We start from the raw sequence: 25,650 nt of genomic DNA on the forward strand, positions 1-25,650 counted from the left end.
AAAACCCTCCCGTCCGGGAAACTGCATCCCGTTCTGGGCGCCGATTCTGGGACGCGCTTTCCGCCGCAGCCCCTACCCCGCCAGGTAGGTCTCCAGCGCCGGCAAAGTCGCCTCCGCATCGTGGCGGCCGATCTGGTAGATGCGCTCGAGCTCATCGGGCTCGCGGCACAGCGACGGCACCTTCACCGATTCGCTCGGCCGCACCACAAAGATCTCGCCGGCAGCCTCGCGACGTGCCAGGTCATCGAGCGTAGCATTGTAGACCTCATGCCGATGCTCAAGCGCTGCGACAAACTCCGGGTAGTGACGGAACACACGACGCAGCATGGGCATCACGCTGTTGGGCTGCTTTACAAAGCCCGCCGGCTGCGTCAGCACCACCACGTTGCGGTCATAGCCCTGCGCAAACAGCCAAGCACTGGGAATGGAATCGGCCACGCCACCATCCAGATACTTGCGGCCCTCAATAGCAACGGGACGCGTTGCCACAGGGATCGCCGATGACGCCCGAATCCACTCGATATCGCGCTCGTCGCCATACGGCAGATCGTGATAGACGGCCTTGCCCGTCTCGATATCGGTACACACGCACGTAAACCGCATGGGGCAGGCACGATATGTCTCCAGGTCGATGGGATCGCGCTCGACGGGCACCTCATGATAGGCAAAATCGGCATTGAACATGTCCCCTGTTCGCAACCAGCTCGTTACACTCGCATAGCGCTTGTCGGCGCAATAGGCCTTGTTGTAGCGGATGGCACGGCCGATCTGGCGCGATTTAAAGTTGTAGCCAAATGCCGCGCCCGCCGAGACACCCACCATATGGTCGCAAGTTAAGCCGCACTCCATCCATACGTCGAGCACGCCCGCCGTATACATACCGCGGTAGCCGCCTCCCTCGAGCGCGAGCCCCACCGTGCGCGTCGTATCTGGCTGCGTCATGCGATCATCCCCGTTTCTGCGTTTTTAAACGGGACAAGTATACCCGTCAACATATATCGTCTCAGTCGCATTTTCATCGAACATCGCATCGTCGTGTTACCGCTTGGCAAATAATTGTCACCCATAGTATTGGCACCCCTATATAATTTTGTACTGTTGTTTATACTACTCAGCAGTTATCAACAGCGAACATTAGCCGGCAAAGTAACCCAACAACGCCGCAAGGCGGAGGCCTGGATACACGCAATACGCTGAGCAACGACGCGTGTACACAACGAGCTCGCCCGACGCAATCCGCCCCGACCTCAGAAAGCCGCTTAGAACATGGATACTGTCAGCAATTACACCGAAACGCTCGAAAAGACCATCCGTGACCTTCTCGAGCGTCAGGATGATCTGATTAGGACCGCCTTTACCGACCAGCTTACCGGACTTGGCAACCGCGGCGGCTTTGCCCGTTCCCTCGAGGAGCTCTGGGGGCAGGACATCCCCGTTACCATGGCGTTCATCGATATCGACAATCTCAAGCACTGCAACGACGTCTTTGGGCATGACGAGGGCAACCGCTACATCTTGCAGGTAAGCCTTTATCTCAAACTGTATATGAAAGTGGACGAGGCGGCGTTTCGCATAGGCGGCGACGAGTTTGCCATCCTATCTACGATTGCGACCGAGGACGACCTCGCCGAACGTCTGGAACACTGCCGAACGGTCCTGCTCAAGAACAACGATTCCGAGATGCCTCATTCGTTTAGCTACGGAGTGGCACACGCCGACCCCGCCCTGGGCGAAGCCTCCAATCGCATGACACTCGATGCCGACCATCGCATGTACGACTACAAGCTGCGCCATGCCATGCACCTTGATCGACGCAATATCGTGCAAGTCCACGCCGACGACTTCGAAATAAGCGACCGCGTTTTCGATGCCTTTTCGATGCTCAACGAAGGCCGTTATTGCTTTATCGAGAACTTGGACAAGCATCGCACCCTTTGGTCACAAGGCGCCTTGCGCGATCTCGGTCTTCCTTCCGAGCATATCGACAACTGCCACGATTACTGGAAAACGCGTGTCCATCCCGATGACCTTGAGGCCTATACCAGCGATATCGACCAAATCTACAACGGCTCCAAACACCGCCGCGTCATGCAGTACCGTATGCGCAATGCCGCGGGCGACTACGTCCTTTGCCGCGCTCGCGGGTTTCGTATCGACGGCGACGGAAATACCCCCTCGCTCTATGTCGGCGAGCTCGTCAACCACTCGCTTGCCGAAACCGTCGACGCCGCTACGGGCCTCGGAACGCAGCGTATGCTGATCAACGCTATCGATGCTTGCCGTCGCGACCGTTGCGAGACGGGGCTTATAGCGGTCCGCGTTCGCGGCACGGCAAAGCTCAACGAGCTCTATGGGGCCGAGGCTGTCGACAACATGCTCGCCGAATACGCAGGCCGCATGTTGTCGATCACCCGCGGCAGGAGTCGCGTCTTCCGCTCACGAAACGCCCAGTTCGTCGTGCTTAGCAACGAGTTGGGCCACGAGGCATTCGAGCAACTGACCCATCATCTTAAAGAAGCCGTTTTCGCTCCTGTTCAAATCGCGGGCGATACCATTACCCCCGTCTGCCTCGTCGTTCCGGCCTTTTACGAGCGCTTAATCAATCAAGCGACCGCTGTTTTAGGCGAACTCGACCGTCGTCTTCGTGCGGCCGGCGGGCTTGTTCCCAACGACAGCCTCCCCATACCTGAGATTGAGCGCAAAAGCGCCGTCGCCGAACGCATCGATACGCTCACGGGCCTCTATCGACCCAGCGAGTTTATGCGGCGTGCCAACGCATTTCTGAGGACAGGGCGCGACGGCGCTTGGTGTATCGCCACCGTCGACATGGGACACATGCGGCTGTTCAACGAATGGCACGGACAGGCCGAGGGCGACCGCATGCTCGCCGATGTGGGCACGGTCCTCAAGGACATCGAGAATGCCGACATGGGCGTCGCAGGGTACTGGGGCCAAGATGACTTTTGCGTACTCATCCCCTTTGAGCACGACACCGTCCATAAAATCTATAACCGCGTTCGCGAGGCCGTGGCCAAGCATGATAACGGCGTAGGTTTCTGGCCGTCCATGGGTGTCTACCCCATCGACTCCAACGAGGAAATCAGCATCGATGCACAGGCCAAGGCCATGTTTACCAATCGGCGCGCGAAAAACGACTTTAAGGATCGCATTGCCGTCTTTCGCCCCGAGGAATACAAGCGCGAGGTTGCGTTTCACCGCACCCTCACCGAGTTCCAGTATGCGCTCTCAAACGACCGCATCACCTACTATCTGCAGCCACTGGTTGATATGGAAACCGGCGAGATCATTGGCGCCGAGGCGCTCACACGCTGGATCGACAAAGATGGCTCTCTCATTTCGCCCGCAACGTTTATCCCCGCACTCGAGGAAAGCGGCTTTGTGGTGACGCTCGACAAGTACATTTGGCAGGGCGTCGCCTCGTGGCTGCGCGAGCGCATCGATCGAGGACTTCGCGTGGTTCCGGTCTCGCTTAATGTGTCGCGCGTGGATATCCTTGCCTGCGACGTTGCCGAACATATGGGGGCGCTCGCCGCCCAATACAACCTACCGCCCGAGCTCATGCGTATCGAGATCACCGAGACGGCTTATACGGGGGAGTCCGAGGCCGTGGACAAACTGACAGCCGACCTGCACATCCGCGGCTTCTCGACCTATATGGACGATTTTGGCACCGGCCAGTCCACGCTCGCGATGCTCAAGAACGTCAACGTCGACGTCATCAAGCTCGACCGCACCTTTGTGCCCACCGACCGCGATCAAGGCCGCAGCGCGCAGATCGTGTCATCGATGCTCGAGATGGCGCAGTCGCTCCATCTGCCCGTCGTAGTCGAAGGCGTCGAGACAAATGAGCAGGCGAACATGCTACGACAGATGGGCGCCCGCTACGCTCAGGGCTTCCTCTACTACCGCCCCATGCCGGCGAAGGATTTTGAGGCATTGTTCGATGGTGGCGACAGCAACTAATACGCTCGTGCGCAAACGCCACCGTCGAGGGAGCGTTTGTTCCCATGAGCCAACTAATACCCCAATCTAAACCGAATTGGGAGTAAGATACAAACCATTGTTCCATCCAAGGAGGTCATCCATCATGAACGAGTCGTATCGCCTGGGCGAGCAATCAATCATCGCTCATCTTCAGCGACTTGCGAACGGGGCCTCAACCACCGAGCTCGATGTTGCCGCGCTGCCCCCGGAGTTGCGTGCCATTGGTGAGCAACTGCAGAAAACGCTCGCCATCCTGCAACAAGAACGCGAGCTGCTTGAGCACGGCGCCTATATCGACTCGCTCACCAATCTTGGCAACCGTGGCGGACTCGACCGCCATGTCGATCAGCTCTGGCGCAAAGGCACCCCCTTCACCTGCGCCTATATCGATATCGACCGCCTTAAGCATTGCAACGATAAGTTTGGCCACGCCGAGGGCAATCGCTACATTCTGAGCATCTGCCGCGCACTCACCGAGACAATGGAGCACGATGAGCTGCTGTTCCGTATCGGTGGAGACGAATTTGTACTTATATCCCCCACGACAGACGAAGCCGAGCTCGAGCAGCGCCTGGAGCGGACGCGTGCCAATCTTATCGAGGCAACATCGGACGGCAAGGCGCCCATGATCGCCAGCTTTAGTTTTGGCTGCTCGCGCGTCGACCCGCTTGCAGGCGATACGCGTCGCCAGATGACAAAGGACGCCGACCGCAAAATGTATCGCTACAAGCTCATGTACCGTGTGCAACAACCGGAAGAAGGCGATGCGCCGCAACGCCCGGTCACCGAACAACCCCCCCCCCTGCAACGACCGAGTGTTCCAAGCGATCTCCATGAGCTCCGAGACACGCTATCCGTTCATCATTAACCTCGACACCGGCGAATCGCAATGGTCGGTTAATGCCGTGCGCGATTTTGACCTACCCTCCCAGCATCCCTACAACTCGCTCGATATATGGCTTGCCCGTGTTCACCCCGAGGACCGCGACAACGTACGTGCCGAGCTCGATATGGTGGTAAACGGCACGTGGCACTTCCACTGCATGCAGTATCGCGTCATGAATACCGCCGGAAAATACGCGCTTTGCGACTGCACGGGTTACCGCCTGGACGGCACCGATACCGAGCCCAACATGTATGTGGGCATTGTCACCAACCGAAGCTTGGCAGATACGACCGATTCCGTGACCGGTCTGGGCGATATCCACGCCCTGGTCAACGCCATTGGCGAGATGCGTCGCGTGGCACGAAACGCGGGCTTGATCGCCATTAAAATCGACGAAATCGCACAGGTCAATGCCCGCTTTGGCTTTGATGCAGGCGACCGCGTTTTGGCAGAAAGCGCCGCCTGCCTCATGGATTGCTCGCGCGGCAAGGGTCGTCTGTTCCGCTCGACCGGACCGATGTTCGTGGCGCTCTTTGACGACTTTGACCCCGAAGAGACCGACGCGGTTGCAGACGAAATCGAACGGTTCTTGGGATCGCCCGTGCTCCTCGGCTCATTTGAATATCAGCCGCCCCTTCGCGTGGCAACGCTTCATCTGGACGCCGTCGACCGACAGCCCGTTTCCATTTTGAACGAACTTAATGCGCTGATTAAAGAGGCGCCACAGGTACCGGGCACCAAGCTGGACTAGCGTTATGGGGCGCATGATGGTTAATTTCCGATCTCGGGCGAACACATTGGGCAAATAGGCCGTACCCGCAGTTAGCCGAACGCCCCCCCCGCAGTCCCTAGCGGGCCCGGGGGCACCGTTTCGATACTCTTGGTTTACTTTGCCTGATGCAAATAAGTGCTCAACAAGATAGAACCTATCCCCCGCCACGGATATGCCCTCGAGTAAATCTGTTAAGCCAAGCCTATCAAATTCTATTGACAATTGGCTGCATTGGTCCATTTTGTCGTCCAGCCACTTCCGCTGGCTATCGCCTCATAAACACAAACCTAACGAGCCGCACGAACGACAAAGAGGCCAAGCTGAACAGAAGTAGAACCAAAACTTCAAAAACGCTGGTATTCCAATCGCGTACCCAGCCCTCTACCGCCCACAAGAAAAACAGCAGCCCCATCCATAACGTCACAGAAGAAATCAGCTTTGCGTAGGGGCGTATATCAATCTCGCTCTCCCTTTTTGTGACATCATATCCAGCAATTGAGCAGAGCCATCTTCCTCTTCGGTATTGGATTGAAAGGACAATCAAGGCAATCGAAGTCATCAAGCAAACAGCATCCTCTGTTTCCATAGAGTTTCCTTTGCTTTCCATCCTAGTTACGCATTCACAATCGAATCAAACCAAGTATGAATTACTCGATAGCAACCGCCTTAGTATAAACCATAGCCGCCGCAGCAGCCCGCCTTCTAAGACCTCAGAGTTCGCCATCGAAGGCGACCTGCCCAGACTCCTCACAATCGGCTTGCATGAGGCCCCGAGCTCCAACATACTCTGGACCGTGTCCCTCTCGTACCTGGTGAGCGAGCCCGCCGTTGGCCCTCGGGGCCGGCTTCCCGGCCCCGAGAAACACTCGGATGAAGCTACCGATCGAGACGGGGCGCATGATGGGCGGTCGCTGGAATCGCGCCCCACGCCATCTGCCCGCTCGTGCGATAATCCTCCGCAGAAGTCACCGACAGCAGAGGGAGTTTGTGATGAAGGTTCTTTTGGTCAATGGCAGCCCCAAGGCAAACGGCAACACCGACCGCGCACTCGCCGAGATTGCCGAGCAGCTCAACGCAGAGGGCATTGAGACGCAGGTGTTTCAGCTGGGCGCCAAGCCTATTCGCGATTGCATCGGGTGCGGCCAGTGCGGCAAGCTCGATTGCCGCTGCACCTTTGACGACGATATGGTCAACGAGCTGATTGCCGCTGCCGAGCAGGCAGACGGCTTTGTCTTTGGTTCGCCCGTCTACTACGCGCATCCCAGCGGACGCATCCTCTCTGCCCTCGACCGTGCATTCTATGCTGGCAGCAAGGCCTTTGCGCACAAGCCGGGCGCCGCTGTCGCCGTTGCCCGTCGCGGTGGCACGTCGACCACCTTCGATGTGCTCAACAAATACTTCACCATCAACCAGATGCCCGTGGTGGCATCCACCTACTGGAACAACGTCTTTGGCGCCATGCCGGGCGAGGCCGCCCAGGACGCCGAAGGCCTTGCCACCATGCGAAACATCGGCAAAAACATGGCCTGGCTCCTACGTTGCATCGAGGCGGGAAAGGCCGCCGGCATCGAAGCCCCCCCAGGCCGATCGCGCTAGGACCAACTTCATCAGGTAGAACGGCGGAACATAGATATGAATATTCAAATTTTCGGGACTAAGAAGTCCTTCGATACCAAGAAGGCCCAGCGCTATTTTAAGGAGCGACGCATTAAGGTGCAGTTTATCGACCTTAAGGAAAAGGAGATGAGCAAGGGCGAGCTCACGAGCGTGATGCAGGCGGTCGGCGGCATCGACAAGCTGCTCAACCCCAAAGCCAAGGACGAGGAGACGCTCGCACTCATCCAGCACCTCACCCCCAGCCAGCGCTTTGATAAGCTGCTCGAGAACCAGCAGGTTCTGGCCGAGCCCATCGTGCGCAACGGCAAGAAGGCCACCGTCGGTTATTGCCCCGATGTGTGGGGAGCCTGGGAGTAGCCTGTGTTATTTGCCGGCGCGTGGGTATAAGAGCAGGCGTTTGGCATAAGATTTAACTGTAAGCCATGTCTAACAAAGGAGGGCACATGCCCAACAGACCCGTGAAGATCATCATGCTTACCGGATACCTCGGTGCCGGCAAGACCACGCTGCTCAACCACATCCTCGCTAACGACGGCGGCATCCGCGCCGCCGTGATCGTCAACGATATCGGCGAGATCAACGTCGACGCCAGCCTTATCGCCGACGGCGGCCTTTCCGAGACCGACGACCTCATCCCGCTCACCAACGGCTGCATCTGCTGCACGCTTTCGGACGATCTGGCCAACCAGCTGCAGGGCATCGCCGATTCGGGCAAGTTCGACTACATCATCATCGAGGCCTCGGGTATTTGCGAGCCCATCCCCATCGCCTACACCATCTCGAGCTTCTGCGACGAGGCCAAGGTGGGCGGCGAGCCCAAGCTCGCGCTCGACAACATCGTGGCCGTGGTCGACTGCGCCCGCATGTACGACGAGTTCAACGGCGGTCGCGACCTGCTAGCCGAGGATATCGACGAGGACGACATCGAGAGCCTGCTCATCCAGCAGATCGAGTTTTGCTCCACGCTGATCCTCAACAAGACCGACACCGTGAGCCCCGAGCAGATCGCCGAGCTCAAGGCCATCGTGCGCAGCCTGCAGAAGGACGCCGTGATCGTCGAGGCGCAAAACGGCGAGGTTCCCATGGAGGAGCTGCTCGACACCGACCGCTTCGACTTTATGCGCGCCTACAACTCCGCCGCTTGGATCGAGGCCATGGAGCATCCCGAGGAGCACGACGACCCCGAGGTGCTCGAGTACGACATCGAGACCTTTGTGTACTCACGCCGCAAGCCGTTTGACCTGCAGAAGTTCACCGATTTTGTTGAGCAGGAGTGGCCCGACGAGGTCATCCGCGTCAAGGGTCCGCTGTGGCAGGCCAGCAATCCGGACATGTGCTACATGTTTGAGCAGGCCGGCCACCAGATGCGCCTGATGGAGAACGGCCTGTTTGTCGACTCGGCGCCCGAGGGCGAGAAGCAGAAGATCATCGACGAGAACCCCGAGATCATGCAGATTTGGGACGACGAGACGGGCGACCGCATGACGAGCCTGTGCATCATCGGCCGTCACATGGACAAGGATGCGCTCATCGCCGCGCTCGATGCCTGCCTGACTGACTGGCACCGCGCCTAGGTTTAACGAAGCGAGCATTTTTCCGCCCACGTAACCGCCAAACCACCACGAAGGTGCCTGTCCCCTTCGTGGTGGTTTTTCATTCTGAGCCAAGGAGATTCATGTTCAATATCGTGCTGTATGCGCCCGAGATTCCGGCCAATACGGGCAACATCGGCCGTACCTGCGTGGTCACCGGTGCTCGCTTGCATCTGGTGGAGCCGCTGGGGTTTTCGCTCGATGACAAGACGGTACGTCGCGCCGGCCTGGGCTACTGGCAAAACTTGGACGTGACGACCTATGCCGGCTGGGAGGATTTCCTTGCGCGCAACGGCCTCTCCCCTGCCGACGAGCGCCTGCATCTGCTGACCAAAAAGGCACGCCGCACCTATGCGCAAAGTACCTACCGCGACGGCGACTACTTGGTCTTTGGCAGCGAGAGTTCGGGCATTCCCGAGCCACTGCTTGCCGCGGCGCCCGAGCGCTGCGAGCGCATCCCGATGCTGCGCGATTGCGATTCGCTTGACAACGCCGAGGCATGGGAAGCCCACGAGGAATCGCTCGGACATACCGAGGACAGCCACGAGGCCATCCTTCAGCAGGATATCTGCGGCAACTTCGTCGACCCGGACGACTACCGCATCAGCGCGCTCAACCTCTCCAACAGCGCCGCCATCGTCCTCTACGAGGCCCTGCGCCAAACAGGCTTTCCGGGAATGTGACAAAGGGACAGTCCCTTTGTCACATTCGGTTAGAGGTAGCGACCGGTAATGCTCTTGGAGCAGGCCGCGATGTCGCCCGGCGTACCGGCGCAGACGACCTGCCCGCCGGCGTCGCCACCGCCCGGACCCATGTCGATCACGTAATCGGCGTTATGGATGAGGTCGAGGTCATGCTCGATCACGATAACCGTGGCGCCCTTGGCGACGAGGCCGTCAAACACGCTCAGCAGCACTTGAACATCGAGCGGATGCAGGCCGATGGTGGGTTCGTCGAATACAAATACGGCATCGTCCTGCACACGGCCCATCTCGCTTGCAAGCTTAAGGCGTTGTGCCTCGCCGCCCGAAAGCGCCGGCGTGGGCTCACCAAGCGTGAGATAACCCAAGCCCAGGTCGTGCAAGGTCTGTAAACGCACCTGAACCTTCTTGAGTCCGACGGTCGCGTCGAGGGCCTCATCCACGCTCATATCCATAAGTTGCGGCAACGTAAGCAGGCTGCCGTCCTTGCCCTCGCGATGGATATGCGAGGCGGCATCCGCATAACGCGAGCCACGGCATGCAGGGCAGACGATCTCGACATCGGGCAAAAACTGCACGTCAAGCGATATCGAGCCCGTGCCATCGCATGTGGGGCAGTGCAAGGCGCCGGTGTTGTAGCTAAAGGCACCCGCCTTATACCCTGCCGCCTTGGCCTCGGGCGTGCGGGCGAAGGCGCGGCGCAGCTCATCATGGATGTCGGCATAGGTCGCCACCGTCGAGCGCACGTTGGCGCCGATGGGCGTAGCGTCAATCAGGTTGGCGCGTGCGATACTCTCGGCGTCGACCCAGCGCACATGGCTTGGCAGGCGCTCGCCAGCTGCCTGCGCCTTAAGCGCCGGGATGAGCGTCTCGAGCACCAGTGTCGTCTTGCCCGAACCCGAAACACCCGTCACCGCGACAAGGCGGCCGCGCGGAATATCGACTTCGAGCGGCTTGACGGTATGGATGGCATCGGTTGCCATGCGGATGTGACCCTGGTCGAACATTTCCTCGTCAGTCACCTGCGGACGCATGCGCTTGGACTCTGTGCGCAAAAACGGGGCGATACGGCTGCCCTGCGATTGTTCGACCTCGTCCACCGAACCGGCGGCGATTACATGACCGCCGCCCGCTCCGGCAACGGGGCCCATCTCGACCAGATAGTCGGCTCCTGCCAGCACGCGCGTGTCGTGGTCGACAACAACCACGGTGTTGCCGTCGTCCACCAGGTCGCGCATCACGCCCACCAGGCCATCGACATTGGCAGGATGCAAGCCGATCGAAGGCTCGTCCAGCACATACAGCACGCCCGTCGATCGGTTGCGTACCACGCGAGCGAGCTGCACGCGCTGGCGCTCACCCGTAGACAGCGTGGCACCGGCGCGGTCGAGCGAAAGGTAATCGAGACCCAGGTCAACCAGACGGCGGGCCGTACTCAAAAACGAATCGCAGATGTCCGTCGCCATGGGCCGCATCTCGATCGGCAAGGATACGGGCACCCCGCGCACCCACTCAATCGCCTCGCCCAGTGTCATGGCGGCCGCCTGCGCCAGATTGATACCGCGCACCTGAGGCTGGCGCGCGGCCTCAGAAAGACGCGTGCCGCCGCAATCGCGGCACGGCCCCTCGCACAAAAAGCGTGCCACGCGCTTAAGTCCCTTGTCGTCCTTAACCTTGGCGAGCGCATTCTCGACGGTATAGACGGCGTTGTAATAGGTAAAGTCGAGCGGCGTGGCGCCCTCGCCATTCTTGGGAACGTAGAGAATGTGCTTCTTGACCGCCGGGCCATGGAACACAATATCGCGCTCGGCGGGCGTGAGCTGGTTAAACGGCACGTCGGTGCGCACGCCCATCTCGCCGGCCACCTGCTTCATCAGATCCCACATGAGCGTGCCCCAGGGAAGCACCGCACCCTCGTTGATGGTCTTTGACTCATCGGGTACCAGACTCGCCTCGTCCACCTCGCGCATGACGCCGGTGCCTCCACAGGTAGGACACGCGCCGCCGCTGTTAAAAGCAAGGTCCTCGGCACCCGGCGCATAGAACTCGTGGCCGCATGCGGGACACGTGAGCGACAGGCCCGCGGCCACGTTAAGGCTCGGCTCCACACGCGTCCCGCAATGCGGACACACGTGATGGGCGCAGCGGCTAAAGAGCAGACGCAGGCTATTGTTGAGCTCGGTCATGGTGCCAAAAGTGGAACGCACGCCCGGCACGCTGGGGCGCTGATGCAATGCGAGCGCCGCCGGCACGTGCAGCACCTCGTCCACCTGGGCGTGCTCGGCCTGCGTCAGACGACGGCGGGTATAGGTGCTGAGCGCCTCCAGGTAACGGCGCGAGCCCTCGGCATAGAGCACCCCCAGTGCCAGCGAGCTCTTGCCCGAACCCGACACACCGGCAATGCCCACGAGCCTTCCCAACGGAATGTCGATATCGATGTCCTTGAGGTTATGGACACGTGCACCGCGCACCTCGATAGCGCTTGGTTGTTGCGACACCGTCATCGCTTCCCTTCCTGTTGGTCGAATGTGACAAAGGAACAGTCCCTTTGTCACATTACTCGTGCCATAAAACACGATCTCGAATGTACTCGCCCAGCATGGGCACGCTAAACCGGACGAGGCCGTATCCGGCAGCCTCGATGACGCGCTCGCGAATCAGGCTTGCGCGATATTTACTCGCCCAGCTCTGGGTACGGTCGCAGCGCTCAATGATATCCGCCGTGCGCGTCGGCTTGTCCTCGTCAACCGCCATAGCCTCGATAAAGAGGCGCTGAGGGCTGCGCAGACCGTAATACAGAGGTGCGTCAACCGCTTCGTAGAACTCGGAGACGGCATCCGCATGGCCATCCTCGACATCGCGCCCTTCGATGACCTGCGAGCCACGCCGGACAGCAGACCGCCACATGTAATAGCCCACCAGCTGAACCATATAGGGATGCCCCATGCTTTTGCGCGCCGCAAGGTCCGCCGTCTCCGCGTCAGCGTAAAGACCAGCGTTTTTGACCGTCTGGATATACGAATCGCGCACCTTGGGCAAAGATATCGCCCCCAGCGTACGCTGCTGGGCACGCCGCAAAAACGTCACGCTCGGCTCTTCGAGCAGATCGTCAACCATACTGGGTAAGCCGGCGAACACCAGCGCAAGACCGCGCTGGTCGCTATCGGGCAAGCCCGTGGCATCCTGGTCTCCCAGCACCTGCTGATAGAGAACGGCAAGAGCCGCCAGTTCCTCGATAGACGCCGATTGCGCCTCGTCAATCGCAAACAGTATGCCCTTGCCTGGACCGAGCTTCTTAAGGCGCTCGTTGACCAGCCCTCGCAACGTTTCGCCCTTTGTTCGCGCCGCCTCGACCGACATCCGGCCAAACGACGGACCGAATTCCGTTGACGTCACAACGGGTTTATTCGAGCGAAGCGCGTCGGCCAAGCGGTCGCATAAGCCAAGCGAAGCGGAATCGGAGACAACCGCCCATCCGCGCTCATTGGCTAGACGTTGCAGCTCTCGCAGGAGAACCGTCTTGCCACAGCCGCGGTTTCCCGTAATGAGCATGAGCCTACCCGGCGCTCCGGCGCCGTTATCGAGTCCTTCCTCGAAATCTTCGATGACCGACTCGCGACCGATGAGTATCGGAGGCCGCTTGCCAGCCGTGGGCTTAAAGGGATTTGGATTCATGTCGGCCTCCTCGGATTGGCAAAGGCTGGCAATAGTTATACCAACTTATACCGAGTTATACCAACTCGATGTGACAAAGGGACTGTCCTTTTGTCACATGTGGCCGAAAAATTCCGCGTCTGCTGCTCGCCAGGGGCGGAAGGTGGCGGGATCGACCTTTACGTGCGCCGCGGCGGGTACGTCGTACCACTTGACGGTGTAGCCGGCGCCGTGAGAGCAAAAGACCGAATCGGGCGTGTTGGGCAAATCGGCCTCGGGCTCATAGGCGGCCGCCTCGATGACACGCTCGGCATCATGACAAGGCGCATAGCCGGCGAACTCCAGGTACAGATGGCCGCGGCCACTCGTATAGGCAGCCACCTCCAGCGCATAATCCTGCACCTCGGATGCCGGCACGCGACCCACAAGCTTCGCCCGGTCGCCCGCCATCGCCGGCGGCTCGTACTCGGCGCCCATGCGCGTGACATCCGAGAGCGCCCTGCCCACGCACTCCCCCGGTACCTCAAGCTCAAAGTGATACCACGGCTCCAACAGCACCGCCGCGCCGGCCTCACGCGCCTGCATGAGTCCCTGGCGAATCGCACGGTACGTGGCCTGGCGAAAATCGCCGCCCTCGGTGTGTTTGGCATGCGCGCGGCCGCCCGTGAGCGTAATGCGCACATCGGTGATGGGCGAGCCAGTCAGCACGCCCAGGTGATCGCGCTCCATGGCGTTGGTGAGTGCCAAACGCTGCCAGTTAAGATCGAGCTCGTCGGTCGAGGTCACGGTGCCAAACTGCACGCCCGAACCCGCTGGCAACGGCTCCAGACGCAGATGCACCTCGGCATAGTGGCGCAGTGGCTCAAAGTGGCCCACGCCCTCGACCGGCTGCGAAATAGTCTCCTTATAGAGAATGCCGCCAGGCTCAAACGCAATCGAAAGGCCAAAGCGATCGGCCAACACCCGCTGCACGACCTCGAGTTGCACAGCGCCCATCAACTGCAAATGAATCTGCTCAAGATGCGTATTCCAGCTTACGCCGAGCATAGGATCTTCGTCCGCCAACTCAGTCAGTGCTTTGAACACCGCATGGACATCGTGTTCGCCCGGAAGCACCGTATAGGTGAGGACTGGCGCAATGACAGGCGCATCGCCCGCAGGCTCCGCGCCCAGAGCGTCCCATGGGCGGACATGCGCAAGACCCGTCACAGCACAAATACCGCCAGCAGCAACTTCTTGGGCAAGCTCATACTTCTCGCCGTTATAGATGCGTACCTGATCGACCTTCTGCTCCCATGCCTCGGCACCGGAACGTCCTCCAATCATCTGCTTGGCATGCAGTATGCCGCCCGTCACCTTGACCCAGGTAAGACGCTCGCCACGGTCTCCACGACTCACGCGGTAGACACGCGCGGCGAACTCCTGGGGCCATGTTCGTTCGCGCATCAGAGCGCATATGCCGTCGAGTAGCTCTGCCACACCCTGGTCCTTGAGCGCCGAGCCCGCAAAGCAGGGAAACAATTTGCGCTCGGCAACCATGCGCGACAGCGTTGCAACAGAAAGCTCGCCCGCCTCAAGAAACTCATCGAGCGCCGCCTCGTCCAACGCAGCAGCGTCCTCCTGAACGGCGCCGCCCGCCAGCAGTTCGCTGGCATCCAAGCAGCCTTCGGAAAGACGCTGCCCAAATTGTGCCAGCAAAACATCGCGGCCGGGATTCTCCAAATCGATCTTGTTGATATAGATGAACGTCGGAATGTCATAGCGTGCAAGCAGGCGCCACAGGGTTTCGGTGTGCCCCTGCACGCCATCGTTGGCGCCCACAACTAAAATCGCGTAGTCGAGCGCACGCAGCGTGCGCTCCGCCTCGGCAGAAAAATCGACATGCCCCGGTGCATCCACGAGCATGACGTGGGTATCACCGTGGTCGAACACGGCCTGCGACGAGAAAATCGTGATGCCACGCTCGCGCTCGATCGCGTTAGTGTCCAGATGCGAATCGCCATCGTCAACGCGGCCGCGCTTGCGAATGCGGCCCGCGTTGAACAGCATGGACTCGGCCAGCGTGGTCTTGCCGGCATCAACGTGCGCCAAGATTCCAACGACCGCTTGCTTCGACATGGCTCTCCTCTTATTGCAAGCCCATCGCACGCGACAATGGGCATCCTCGTTCCACACTGGATGATACAATTTACGGGCCGGCGGGCGAAGCGGGCCCTATCCCCCGACCGAGCTCATCGCCCCGCGTTGCCGCGCGGCGATTTTCGTAGGTTCGCGCCTTGCGAAAGCCGGCACCTCCCCTTTTGTCTGCCAGGACTCATCTAGGGCGATAACAACGCGCGCCCCACAACAGCGAGGAGCCACCATGAAGGCATTGCTCAACGAGTTCAAGGAATTTATCAATCGCGGCAACGTGATGGACATGGCCGTCGGCGTGATTATCGGCGGCGCATTCACTGCCATCGTGACCTCGCTGACCGATAACATCATTAACCCGCTTATCTCCGTGATTGCCGGCGGCAGCGCCACCGAGATCTCGGGGCTGGTGGTGCCGGGCACCAATATCGACTTTGGCGCGTTTATCGGCGCGTGCATCAACTTTCTGATTGTGGCGGCGATCGTCTTTGCCATCGTCAAGGCATTCAACAAGGCGCAGGAGATTGGTGACAAGCTCGCCGGTACCGCCGCCGAACAAGCTGCGCCCAAGCCCGTCTGCCCCTATTGCCTAGAAGAGGTGCACAAGGGCGCGACCAAGTGTTGCCATTGCGGAAGTGAGCTGCCCAAGGAATAGTCGCGTAGGCGCAGCACTTTCAACCACACGGCAAGCACCCCAGACGCTACAATCAACTAAATTTGGCCCCGTTTGGGGCCATTTTTTGTTCGAATGAATTATTGCCGTGAGGCCCGGCTCTTACACCTCGCGCAGCCAGTCAAACGCAACACGCGGCGTGCCGTCTGACACATACACGACGCCGGCGCGCTCGAACCCCGCCTTAATACTCGCACCCTGCATGGGCAGGTTGTCCTGATGCGTGTCGATACGCAGGTGATCGGCACGCTCTTTGGCAAAGGCAAACATCGCGGCCGCGATACCGTGCGCGGTGCCGTCGGACGCCACACGGTGCAGCACGGCGTACGGAGTGTCGCTGTGCCACTGACCGTCCTCGATGACGTCATAGCACTCGTCCGGGCCCGGCAAAAAGGCAAACGTCGCCACCACGCGACCGTCGACTTCGCACACATAGCTGCCACCGGCGGCGATATCGGCAGCCAGCTGCTCGGCCGAAGGCGTGCCCTCGGGCCACTGCGTGGCGTTGCCATGCGCGCGCATAAAGGCGCGGGCGGCATCATAGATGGCCATGACGGCGGGAATGTCGGTCTCGAGGGTTTTTCTGATCATCACGCGGCTACCTCACGTTTATTGGTATCACTTTGATTGAGCAATCATACCAGCGTTTGGAAAGGGCAAGGAGCGGATGGGAAGCAAAAAGCGAGCCGCCTGGTCAAAGACCAAAAGTGAGTTTTTGGGCGCTGCCACCGGCGGCGATATGAGCGACCTTTTTGCGCGCGAGGACGAGCGCCGCGACGCCCTGGACGCCGAACGCGATGAGGCCTGGCGCTACAAATCGTGCGAGCGCAAAAACCGCTACGACACACGCGCCGAGGCCGAGGCCGTTATGGCCGACTGCGAAAACCACGGGCGTCGTGGCTTGGCCTGCTATAAATGCGAATACTGCGGCGGATGGCACCTGACGTCCCACCCTTGGAAATAGGCCCCGCATCGGCGCGGCGCTCACGCAGCACCGGCCATCGCGCGCAGGCTACGGGCGCGGCGGCACCAAAACATCGTAACGAACGGCCTTGCCCGCAAGCTGATAGCTCGGCTTAACGCCGGCAAGCAGCGGCCCCTTCACCGGTCGCTTGATAACAACCTTGCGCGGGCGCGGCGCAAGCGCAGCTTCGACCAGTGTCTCCTCATCGGCGCACGGCTGCTCCAAATGGTGCAAGAGCTGGAACTTCTTTTTAACCGCCGCGCTCTTGGTGCGCTCGGGAAACATGGGGTCCAGATACACCACATCGGGAGCCGCGAGCTCACCGTGCTCGACCAGCTCAGCCGTATGGCGAAGGCCGGCAATGCTGTCCTCGCCCGCATGTAAGCGCATGCGCGACACGGCAGCCGCAAGCGCCGGATCATCTGCCGCGCGATCCAGGGCATCTTTAAGGAGCACCGCGATCACGCAATCCTGCTCATACAAATCGACGGTAAAGCCCGCGGCGGCCAGCAGCAGCGAATCCTCGCCAAAGCCTGCCGTGGCGTCAATCGCCCATGGGCTCTCGATGCCTTTTGTGCGCGCAGCTTTCACCAGCAGCTCTTGCTGCAGACGGCCCTGCTTGAGCCTTGGAAGCATGCGGGCAAAATCGGCACGCAGCTCCATCGCGCCGTCGGTGAGCGTGAGGCCCTCGGGCTTCCCGATCAGCTCAAGCCCCGCGGCCCGAGCAACAGAAAAGGGATCGATGACGCCCATGGACACTCCTTCACAAGCAAAATGAATACGTGAGCGCCGCCCCTGTCGGCACTCAACCGTCCGCTATTGTCCCACATGCGACATGGCCCACAGCATCCCAATGCAAAGCACCGCCATCAATCCCGTGCATACGGCAGCGATCACGGAATCGCTCATGCGCCTTCCCAACGACCGCGACTCGCGCACTTGCCCTGTTCCGTACATCATGGCTCCTCCTTAGACCAACTCCTTGTTACGCCTTCATCATCGCAGCGCCGCACATGAGCTGCCATCGATTTGACTTACGCCCAGCTTTCCTTTTTGAAAGGTTGGCTGTGCAGGCCCCAAGCGCTTTCAGGCGCATGCTTACCCTTCCCGCTCTCGGCGGCAGCGTCGTTAACACCGGTACCTTTGTCATCGTGGTGTACGAGCCGTTCTTTGTTCAGCAGGCTCACGCCGTTAAGGCCGAGAACAAGGATCGCCTGTAGGCACCCATCTCCCACAGCCCCCTGCAATCAAGCAACTAAAAAGGGCCGATCGCGTTACTGCGCGATCGGCCCTTTACGTTTGCCCAGATAAAACCTGCCAAAACAAACCTGTCCCTTTTTGGCAGGTTGTTAGCTGTGGCGGTACTCGGCGATGATGAAGTCGGTATCGGTCTGAAGGGTGTCCAGGACCTAACGTCCATCGCAGCATGCTGACATCTATTTAGCAATAAAGTGCCCGATGCCGACAGATTTTATCCTCCGCCTCAACCCTTTGTTTACCTGCCGCTTCACGACTATTCCACAGTTACCCGTCCATATCATTAAAGAACTGAACAATCGTCGTGAGGAATGCAAATGGACCATTCAGTCACACGCCGAAATGCCTGCCGGCTGGCAATCTCGGCAACCGGAGCCGCACTTGCAGCCATGTTGCTACCAGCCTGCTCAAACGGCAATTCCGGCATGCCTGGCAAGGGCAAGCTGAGTGTAGGCGTCCGCTCGGATATCGTCGGGTTTAGCGAACGTAACCCCAACAACGGCAAGTACTACGGATTCGAAATCGACCTCGCCAACGAGCTGGCAAACCGTCTCGGTTATGGAGACTGTTCGTTTATAACCGTAACGCCCGAGACGCGCGAAGAAATGCTCTCGTCGGGAAAAGTCGATTGTCTGATTGCTTGCTACTCGATAAGCGACGAACGCAAAAAGCTGTTTGACTTCTCTCCCGCCTATTACACCGATTCGGTAATTCTTGTTGTCGAAAACACATCGCTCATTCAATCCTTTTCCCAGCTTGAAGGCGGAACAATTGGCACGGTAGCCGGAACGAACGCCGCACCTCAACTTGCCGCGAAGTTTTTGGAACTGGGGCTTTCGGACGGCATACCCCGGCAACAGGATGCCGAGAGCGGCAGCATCGACTACGACACATGGCATCTAAGCCAATACGCGAGCTACGCCGAGCTTTCCCAAGCATTGGAAGCCGGCGACGTCGACGCCATGGCGACGGACGGCGCAATTGCCAAAACCTATCTCGATGGCGAGCGCACCGTCCTGCCCGATTTTGGCATCAACCCACAGCGTTATGCCGTCGCAACGAAGAAGGGCTCTGAGCTTTCGCCTAAGATTGCCGCCGAAGTGCGCTCAATGCTCAAAGACAAAACAGTCGATAAGCTCATCAATAAATGGAACTAAGGGAGCCTACCCATGTCCAAGCGATTAAAAAAGAAGTCTGTGGCGCTTGCCGTTGCCGTAACCGTCTGCGCATTGGCGATGGGACTCCTACTCGCCTCGATGCAAACGCGTCTATCGCAAGAGGAATACGCTCTGGAATTTGATCGCGTTGCCGCCGAACTCCCCGATCTCGTTAAAACGGCTCGGGCGGAAACGAAAGACAACACCCAAACATTTGATGACCTGTATCGCACGCGCGCCGCAAGCATCGCATTTATGGCGGCTAACGATGCCGGTTACGAAGCGACCGATGTCAAAATGGCCGAACTCAAGGACCTGCTCAAGGTCGATAACGTTCTCGTCGCCCGACGCGACGGCTCTATCATCGCCAAGGCAGCTGACACCAAAGCCGATTTTAGCCGCGCCCGCTTCAACCAGCTACGTCAGTGCTTCGAGACCGGCAAGCCCTCCGATCCGGTTGAGGTCGATCTTCCCGATCAAGACTGGCTCATGCGATACTATGCCGCCAAAATCGATGACGACACCATGGCCATCGTAGAACAAAATCCCCAAGAGCTGCACGCCCTTGTCAAGGACACCGGATCGACCGAGAGCATGCTCAAGAACATCTCACTCGGCAGCCACGGATTTGTCCTCGCCGTATCGGCAAAAACGCATCTGATCACCTACCATCCCGACCAGAACATGATAGGTACCGATGCACTCGACAACGGCATCGATATTAGCAATCTTGAGGACGGCAAAACATTCTTCACTTCCGTCAAGAACACAAGCCTGTACTGTCGCGTCAAGTTGGTCGATGACACCTATTACATTCTCGCCATTCCCGAAAGCGACACCGCCACCGCACGCAACATCACCGTGGGCGTCATCCTCTTTGCCTTCATCGCAATCGTCGCCGCCGTGGCGCTCTATGACCTGTTTGTCCTTGCGGATGACGAGCATAGCGACCAAAGCGATCACGAATACGTCAAGATCGGTCGCAACCTTAGGTTTAACCCCGCCGTGGGCAGGCGCGCAACAGCCTTGTCCGTTGCAGGACTCGTCTTGCTCCTGGCGGTAACCTTCTATATGCAAACGCTCTTTGCCCTTTCGAGCCAAGCGACGGTCAATCGAGAGCGCGTAGAGCAGATTGATCAAACGCTCAAAAACAATGCAATGCGCGAGGATGAACTTACGAGGCAATATAGTGACCACTACGCCACTACCTGCCATATTATCGCCTACATCGTTGAGCACAATCCAGAGCTCGCCACGCGAGCCGATCTGCACAGCTTGGCAGAAACGCTTGGCGTCGAGTCAATTTACCTCTACGACGGCGACGGCAATATGACGAGCTCGAGCACGTCACAACGATCCTATAGTCTTTCGACCAAGTACGGCGACTCCTCCTACGAGTTCCGCTCGCTTTTGGGCGGCAAGGATGAGTATATACAGCCCCTCTCTATCAACAGAACCACTGGCGAGACATATCAGTACATCGGCGTCGCACTCTACGATCAAGATGGCATTGCAGACGGAATCGCTCAGATTGCCGTGCGCCCTATGCGCTTAGAAGAAATGCTCAAGAGCACCAAGATCGGCGTGGTGCTCGACGGCATCAAGGCGGGCGCCGGAGGCTTCGCCTTTGCAATCGAGAAAAAAGACGGCACCGTTGCATATCATCCCAACAATCTTCTTATGGGGAAAAAGGCGTCCGAAATAGGACTGGCTGACGAGCACCTTGCAGACGGCTTTAGCGATTTCATTTACATCGACAACCAGAAACTCTACGCCTCCTGCCTAGAGACTGACGACTACTACGTTTACGTCGCGGCACCCGAAGACTCTTTTATGCACCAGCGCGTTCCGCTCACCATCGCAACCGGAATCATCGCCGCTATATGCTTTGTCCTCATCTACCCTCTGCTGACGCTCGACACTATAAGAGTCGAAGAAAAACGTTCGAAGCGCGAAAACGATTTCACGGCAAGACGGCACAACATCACAGTCACGACATCCGACGGCCGTATCAAGCACAGCGAAAGTGCCATTGGCCGATGGCTCAACATTCCCTTAAATGGGAAGACAAAACCCCCGAGCAAAAACTCGGCACGGTCCTTAGATGGTTTACCGGTATCGGAGTGTTTATCGTCTTTTTGGCCGTCTTGTTTAAAGACACTCTATTTGGCCCGCGTTCGGTATTCACCTACATACTGGGTAACGACTGGCAGCACGGTCTCAACATATTCGCGCTCACCGCTTCAATCATGTACGCCTGTGTGGCGCTCACAGTGTGCGCAATCGCACAGTCGCTTCTTCGCATGTTGTCCAACGTGCTTGGCGCGCGCGGCGAGACGATATGCCGACTTCTCTCGAGCCTGACAAAATACGGAACCCTCATCGCCATGCTCTATTGGTGCCTAGGCGTTTTGGGTGTCGACACCGCAACGCTTTTGGCCTCGGCAGGCATCATTACACTCGCGGTCTCCTTTGGAGCCAAAGACCTCATCACGGATATCTTGTGCGGGCTCTTTATTATCTTTGAAGGCGAGTTCCGCGTTGGAGACGTCATCTCGGTTGGCGGCAATACCGGCACCGTTATGGAAATTGGCGTGCGAACCACAAAGATCAATGACGGCAACGGCAATGTTCTACTGCTGCGCAATAGCTCGATTTCGAATGTCACCAACATGACCAAACTTAATTCTTACGCCAGCATAGACATCACCATACCGGTGGGGGAATCTCTACCCTATGTCGAAAAGGTGCTTAAAGACGAGCTCAAAAGCGTGCATGACCGCGTTCCCGCCATTATCGAAGGCCCCTTCTACAAGGGCGTGGTCGACCTTAGCAGCACCGCTATGACCATTCGCGTTGTCGCCACCTGCAAGGAGACAGACCGCGGCAGCGTCATGCGCTCTTTGCGCCGCGAGGTAAAGCTTATGCTGTCCCGCCGTGACATCGCCCCCTATCAACTCGTTTTCGATCATTGCGATGCCGTTGAGTCCGCTCCAAAGGCAGCTACCGCCGAGGAACTCGCCGAAGCGGACGAGTTTAACGAAGAACAGGAACTCGCCTCGCAAGATCTGGGCAACGAACCCCTCAATCAGTAATTCATGGCGCCAGGCAATACGTGCACGGTGCCATAACGGCTCAAGGGAAAGGAACTGAACATGAGCAACAACCGTAAAGTCCTAAAGGTCATGTCCATCGTCTATTTATTGGGAGGTGTTTTCAGCATCGCTGCAGGCGCGTTGGCGCTCACGTCGGCTTCGGGCGACGCCAGCGGCGACCTCTCGGTTTACAGCGTTGTCGTCATCGTGATGGGCATCGTCGAAATCATCGCCGCCGTGTTGGGCATCCGTGCCTCAAATAACCCCAGCAAGATTGGCATCGTTTGGGTCTGGGCTATCATTTGCCTAGCATGCGCCGTTGTGAGCCTGCTGCTCTCCGAGCCCTTCTTGGGCGGAGTCGGCACCAGCGCCACCGATGTCACCGCCGTGGTCGTAAGTGCCGTGTACTTCGTTTTCGCCAACCGCGTTAAAAAGGAAAGCCAGGAGCGCCTGAGCTAGGCATCGGGCTCAACTGTACAAAGCGCCACGCATAAAAACCGCCCTCCGTTTCTCAGACAGACGAGAAACGGAGGGCGGTCTGCTATGAATGGCCTTTGCGTTCATTCGATTGCGACACACGGCACAATCGACAGTATGTCGTCAGGCAGCAAAGCCGACAGCGGCGAGCGCATCGACGGATGTGCTAGCGAGCGGCGGACCCGTTGGCGCAACCCACCATGCGAATCAAGTAGTTTTCTACGACATGATAAGCTTGGGGTTTTTCATCTTTAAGGGAAACTAGGCACACCGGAACTGTCAGGGCCCCTTTACCCGCAATGGGGACAACCTCAAACCCGCTAGCAATCTGACCGGGAACGGGAAGAATCGCATTTAAGAAAAAGCCGTGCTCTGCCACCAAAAACGACCCAAATTGAGCGGGGCCATCGATAATGCGCGTCTCACCAAGGACACCGCGGCTTTCGTACTGCCAAAAAATCGAATTATTAAAGTTATCAAACGCAGCCGACTGCCCTGCCGGATATGAGCTCAAATCAGCCACAGTCACAAAAGGCCTCTTAGCGAACGGATGGCCGGCGGCGACGACAATACCCGTGGGCAGGGTTCCCAGCTGCTCGCAATCATCATTGGTATTGTCATATGTGCCCACCGTAAGCAAGGCGTCGAGGTCGCCCTGCTCGAGCTCCTGCTGAGCGATCCCGGGATGCACGGTACAAAACTTCACGCGCACGCGGGCACCACGCATGATAAGCGCAGACAACCCCTTATATAGCTTATCGTCGTTATCGAGTGCGGGAACGCACAGGCCAATCGAGAGTTCCGGCATCGCTTGCGCCCCAGAGGCCGACGGGACGGTCAGGTCGCATCCAAACGGATCAAAGTTTTCAACCTCACGATACGCCTCGACGGCGTTGCGAGCCTTGGCATAAAAGCTACAGGCGGCCCGAGTCGGCTTTACGCCACTATTTCCACGCTCAAAAAACTGAACGTTAAACAACTGCTCGAGCTCGCTAATTGACTTGGAAATGGCCTGGACGGTCACGTTGCGCTGGTGTGCCGCGGCGGTAAAACTCTTCGTCTCAAATACGGCGACAAAATAGCCGACCTGCTTGATATTCACCATTCACCTCAAATAAATGCACAGTATGATCCAGTTAAACAAAAACCTAGCACAACGCAAGTGCCAGCCCGTCGCGAACGGAGCGTTCAACTATTGGATGAACGTATGCAGCGCCTTGTTGAATTACAATATGCTTCGCGACATGCGTTTTGCGTGCGCATCAAATACGTCATGTCCACTTCGAAAGGACCAGCCATGAGCTACACTCGCAAGACACTCAAAGTCCTTGCCCTCATTTACTTTGTTTTGGGCATCGCCAGCCTCGTCACCGCCGGCGTCGGTATCGCCACGGGCGGTCTCGATTCCACGTACGGTTCGTACGCCACGCTCGCAGCGGTCGTGCTTATCGCCAAGGGTCTCGTCGACCTTGCCGCAGGCGTCGCCGGTATCAAGGGCGCCAACAAGCCTTCGCAGGTGGACGGCGCGTTTAAGCTCGGTATTGTTGCCGCGGTCGCCACGCTTGCCCAAGCGGTGCTCACGCTTCCCGCGTTTGGCGGCGACGCCATCAACTTTGGCGCCTTTGTCATCGTGGTGTACGACCTGTTCTTTGTTCAGCAGGCACACGCCGTTAAGGCCGAGAACAAGGACCGCCTATAAGCGCTCGCTTCTCATAACCTCTGCAGCCAAGCGACTAAAAAGGGCCGATCGCGCATCTCCGCGGTCGGCCCTTTACGTTTGCCCAGATAAAACCTACCAAAATAAACCTGTCCCTATTTGGCAGGTTGTTAGCTGTGGCGGTACTCGGCGATGATGAAGTCAATATCGGTTTGAAGGGTGTCCAAGTTTGCCAGGCGCTCTTTGTCGGCAGGGCGCGTGCGGTAGTAGTACGGCGTCATCTGGAACACCGCCTCGATGTCAGCCTGGGTCTGGAGCGTAATGTTCGCAGACACCCGCTGCGTTCCAACCAACTCGAGCTCGGTGGTCTTCGGCAGCTTCTCATCGTTAAGGTACGGTGTGTCGTAGAGCACCTCTTTAAGCCCAAAGAGATGACGGGCACCCGGCACCACGGTATAGAGCGAGCCCTCTGGCGCCAGCACGCGGGCAAACTCACGCTCGTTAAAGGGAGCGAAGAGCTCGGTCACCATATCGAAGGCGCCATCGGCCACGGGGATGTCCTTCATGTTGGCCACGAAGTAGGTCGCATCGCCGCGCTTGGCGGCAAGGCGCACCATCTCTTTGCCCAGGTCGAAACCGTAAGCATCCACGCCCGGCACCGCGCCCATGGCGCTGGTGTAATAGCCCTCGCCACAGCAAATATCGAGCAAGGTCATGGGGCCGTTCGTGAACGCGGCGTGCCCAGACACCCGCTCGCGCACCAGCTCGACCATCGCATCGCGCAGCGGCGCATAGTATCCACGGTTCAGAAAGTCGCGACGGCTGCGCGCCTGCGACTTGGGATCGCCCATGGAGTCACCGCTCTTGGACGAGCGCAGTAGATATAGATAGCCCTCTCGCGCACGGTCAAACCGGTGCCCGCCCGCGCATGCAGCACCGTGTTCGTCATCCACCAGCGGCTCATGGCAAACGGGACACAACAACATGGCAACTCCTTAGCGCGAACAACA

General features: G+C 58.6%; 24 protein-coding genes. 15 read left to right on the forward strand and 9 right to left on the reverse strand.

What is annotated here, in order from left to right; genetic code table 11:
• Positions 1-72: 72 nt before the first annotated feature.
• Complete coding sequence (locus tag DW821_RS03480) at positions 73-942, reverse strand: patatin family protein (protein WP_118065599.1); 870 nt, start codon at positions 940-942, stop codon at positions 73-75.
• A gap of 324 nt (positions 943-1,266) precedes the next feature.
• Between DW821_RS03480 and DW821_RS03485 the strand changes: the two genes are divergently transcribed.
• From DW821_RS03485 to DW821_RS03495, 3 genes are all read left to right on the forward strand, one after another.
• Positions 1,267-3,984, forward strand: a complete 2,718-nt coding sequence (locus DW821_RS03485; RefSeq protein ID WP_118065601.1) for an EAL domain-containing protein — start codon at positions 1,267-1,269, stop codon at positions 3,982-3,984.
• A gap of 124 nt (positions 3,985-4,108) precedes the next feature.
• Positions 4,109-4,873, forward strand: a complete 765-nt coding sequence (locus tag DW821_RS03490; protein WP_118065603.1) for a GGDEF domain-containing protein — start codon at positions 4,109-4,111, stop codon at positions 4,871-4,873.
• Complete coding sequence (locus tag DW821_RS03495) at positions 4,839-5,642, forward strand: diguanylate cyclase domain-containing protein (RefSeq protein WP_158567533.1); 804 nt, start codon at positions 4,839-4,841, stop codon at positions 5,640-5,642. Before DW821_RS03490 ends, DW821_RS03495 begins: the two co-directional genes overlap by 35 nt.
• 286 nt (positions 5,643-5,928) lie before the next feature.
• Here DW821_RS03495 and DW821_RS03500 read toward each other — a convergent pair whose 3' ends face one another.
• Positions 5,929-6,249, reverse strand: a complete 321-nt coding sequence (locus DW821_RS03500; RefSeq protein ID WP_117635527.1) for a DUF3784 domain-containing protein — start codon at positions 6,247-6,249, stop codon at positions 5,929-5,931.
• A gap of 404 nt (positions 6,250-6,653) precedes the next feature.
• On the opposite strand from DW821_RS03500, the gene DW821_RS03505 reads away from it, so the two are divergent.
• From DW821_RS03505 to DW821_RS03520, 4 genes are all read left to right on the forward strand, one after another.
• Positions 6,654-7,259 (forward strand): flavodoxin family protein, encoded by a 606-nt coding sequence (locus DW821_RS03505; protein WP_118065607.1) that lies wholly within the window; start codon positions 6,654-6,656, stop codon positions 7,257-7,259.
• A gap of 36 nt (positions 7,260-7,295) precedes the next feature.
• Entirely contained in the window at positions 7,296-7,637 is a 342-nt protein-coding gene (locus tag DW821_RS03510; RefSeq protein ID WP_022093957.1) for an arsenate reductase family protein, read from the forward strand.
• An 86-nt stretch (positions 7,638-7,723) separates the two neighbouring features.
• Positions 7,724-8,854, forward strand: coding sequence for a GTP-binding protein (locus DW821_RS03515; RefSeq protein WP_118065609.1), 1,131 nt, complete (start codon positions 7,724-7,726; stop codon positions 8,852-8,854).
• 101 nt (positions 8,855-8,955) lie between these two features.
• Positions 8,956-9,555, forward strand: a complete 600-nt coding sequence (locus DW821_RS03520; RefSeq protein WP_118065611.1) for a tRNA (cytidine(34)-2'-O)-methyltransferase — start codon at positions 8,956-8,958, stop codon at positions 9,553-9,555.
• Between the two features lie 29 nt (positions 9,556-9,584).
• Here the strand turns inward: DW821_RS03520 and DW821_RS03525 are convergent, their stop codons facing one another.
• The 3 genes from DW821_RS03525 to DW821_RS03535 form a co-directional block, all read right to left on the reverse strand.
• Positions 9,585-12,077 carry an excinuclease ABC subunit UvrA gene (locus DW821_RS03525; protein WP_118065613.1) on the reverse strand — a complete coding sequence of 831 codons (2,493 nt, stop codon included), beginning with the start codon at positions 12,075-12,077 and terminating at the stop codon, positions 9,585-9,587.
• Positions 12,078-12,129: 52 nt separating this feature from the next.
• Positions 12,130-13,248, reverse strand: a complete 1,119-nt coding sequence (locus DW821_RS03530) for an AAA family ATPase (protein ID WP_118065614.1) — start codon at positions 13,246-13,248, stop codon at positions 12,130-12,132.
• 93 nt (positions 13,249-13,341) lie between these two features.
• The gene (locus DW821_RS03535) at positions 13,342-15,345 is read right to left on the reverse strand and encodes a translation factor GTPase family protein (protein ID WP_118065616.1); all 2,004 of its coding nucleotides are present in this window, start codon (positions 15,343-15,345) and stop codon (positions 13,342-13,344) included.
• A 244-nt stretch (positions 15,346-15,589) separates the two neighbouring features.
• Here DW821_RS03535 and mscL point away from each other — a divergent pair, with 244 nt between their 5' ends.
• Entirely contained in the window at positions 15,590-16,015 is a 426-nt protein-coding gene (gene mscL / locus DW821_RS03540; protein ID WP_118065618.1) for a large conductance mechanosensitive channel protein MscL, read from the forward strand.
• A 120-nt stretch (positions 16,016-16,135) separates the two neighbouring features.
• Here the strand turns inward: mscL and DW821_RS03545 are convergent, their stop codons facing one another.
• Entirely contained in the window at positions 16,136-16,624 is a 489-nt protein-coding gene (locus DW821_RS03545) for a GNAT family N-acetyltransferase (protein WP_118065620.1), read from the reverse strand.
• 76 nt (positions 16,625-16,700) lie between these two features.
• On the opposite strand from DW821_RS03545, the gene DW821_RS03550 reads away from it, so the two are divergent.
• On the forward strand, positions 16,701-16,997 hold the full coding sequence (locus DW821_RS03550; RefSeq protein WP_118065622.1) for a hypothetical protein: 297 nt from the start codon (positions 16,701-16,703) through the stop codon (positions 16,995-16,997).
• Between the two features lie 48 nt (positions 16,998-17,045).
• Here the strand turns inward: DW821_RS03550 and DW821_RS03555 are convergent, their stop codons facing one another.
• Positions 17,046-17,750: a class I SAM-dependent methyltransferase gene (locus DW821_RS03555; protein WP_118065624.1), complete on the reverse strand. Its 705-nt coding sequence runs from the start codon at positions 17,748-17,750 to the stop codon at positions 17,046-17,048.
• A gap of 314 nt (positions 17,751-18,064) precedes the next feature.
• On the opposite strand from DW821_RS03555, the gene DW821_RS10160 reads away from it, so the two are divergent.
• The 5 genes from DW821_RS10160 to DW821_RS03575 all read left to right on the forward strand — a co-directional run bounded on the left by DW821_RS10160 (position 18,065) and on the right by DW821_RS03575 (position 22,965).
• Positions 18,065-18,217, forward strand: coding sequence for a hypothetical protein (locus tag DW821_RS10160; RefSeq protein ID WP_158567534.1), 153 nt, complete (start codon positions 18,065-18,067; stop codon positions 18,215-18,217).
• 354 nt (positions 18,218-18,571) lie between these two features.
• On the forward strand, positions 18,572-19,411 hold the full coding sequence (locus DW821_RS03560; protein ID WP_118065626.1) for a transporter substrate-binding domain-containing protein: 840 nt from the start codon (positions 18,572-18,574) through the stop codon (positions 19,409-19,411).
• Positions 19,412-19,423: 12 nt separating this feature from the next.
• Positions 19,424-21,775, forward strand: a complete 2,352-nt coding sequence (locus DW821_RS10165) for a hypothetical protein (protein ID WP_158567535.1) — start codon at positions 19,424-19,426, stop codon at positions 21,773-21,775.
• A gap of 23 nt (positions 21,776-21,798) precedes the next feature.
• Positions 21,799-22,506, forward strand: coding sequence for a mechanosensitive ion channel family protein (locus DW821_RS10170; protein ID WP_158567536.1), 708 nt, complete (start codon positions 21,799-21,801; stop codon positions 22,504-22,506).
• Positions 22,507-22,566: 60 nt separating this feature from the next.
• Positions 22,567-22,965: a hypothetical protein gene (locus tag DW821_RS03575; RefSeq protein WP_118065632.1), complete on the forward strand. Its 399-nt coding sequence runs from the start codon at positions 22,567-22,569 to the stop codon at positions 22,963-22,965.
• 184 nt (positions 22,966-23,149) lie between these two features.
• Here DW821_RS03575 and DW821_RS03580 read toward each other — a convergent pair whose 3' ends face one another.
• Positions 23,150-24,085 (reverse strand): LysR family transcriptional regulator, encoded by a 936-nt coding sequence (locus DW821_RS03580; protein WP_158567537.1) that lies wholly within the window; start codon positions 24,083-24,085, stop codon positions 23,150-23,152.
• 195 nt (positions 24,086-24,280) lie between these two features.
• Here DW821_RS03580 and DW821_RS03585 point away from each other — a divergent pair, with 195 nt between their 5' ends.
• Entirely contained in the window at positions 24,281-24,682 is a 402-nt protein-coding gene (locus tag DW821_RS03585) for a hypothetical protein (protein WP_118065636.1), read from the forward strand.
• Positions 24,683-24,810: 128 nt separating this feature from the next.
• On the opposite strand, the gene DW821_RS03590 is transcribed toward DW821_RS03585, so the two are convergent.
• Positions 24,811-25,626 carry a putative RNA methyltransferase gene (locus DW821_RS03590; protein WP_118065638.1) on the reverse strand — a complete coding sequence of 272 codons (816 nt, stop codon included), beginning with the start codon at positions 25,624-25,626 and terminating at the stop codon, positions 24,811-24,813.
• Between the last annotated feature and the right edge of the window lie 24 nt (positions 25,627-25,650).

It is taken from the genome of Collinsella sp. AM33-4BH, assembly GCF_003469205.1.
Taxonomy (GTDB): Bacteria; Actinomycetota; Coriobacteriia; order Coriobacteriales; family Coriobacteriaceae; genus Collinsella.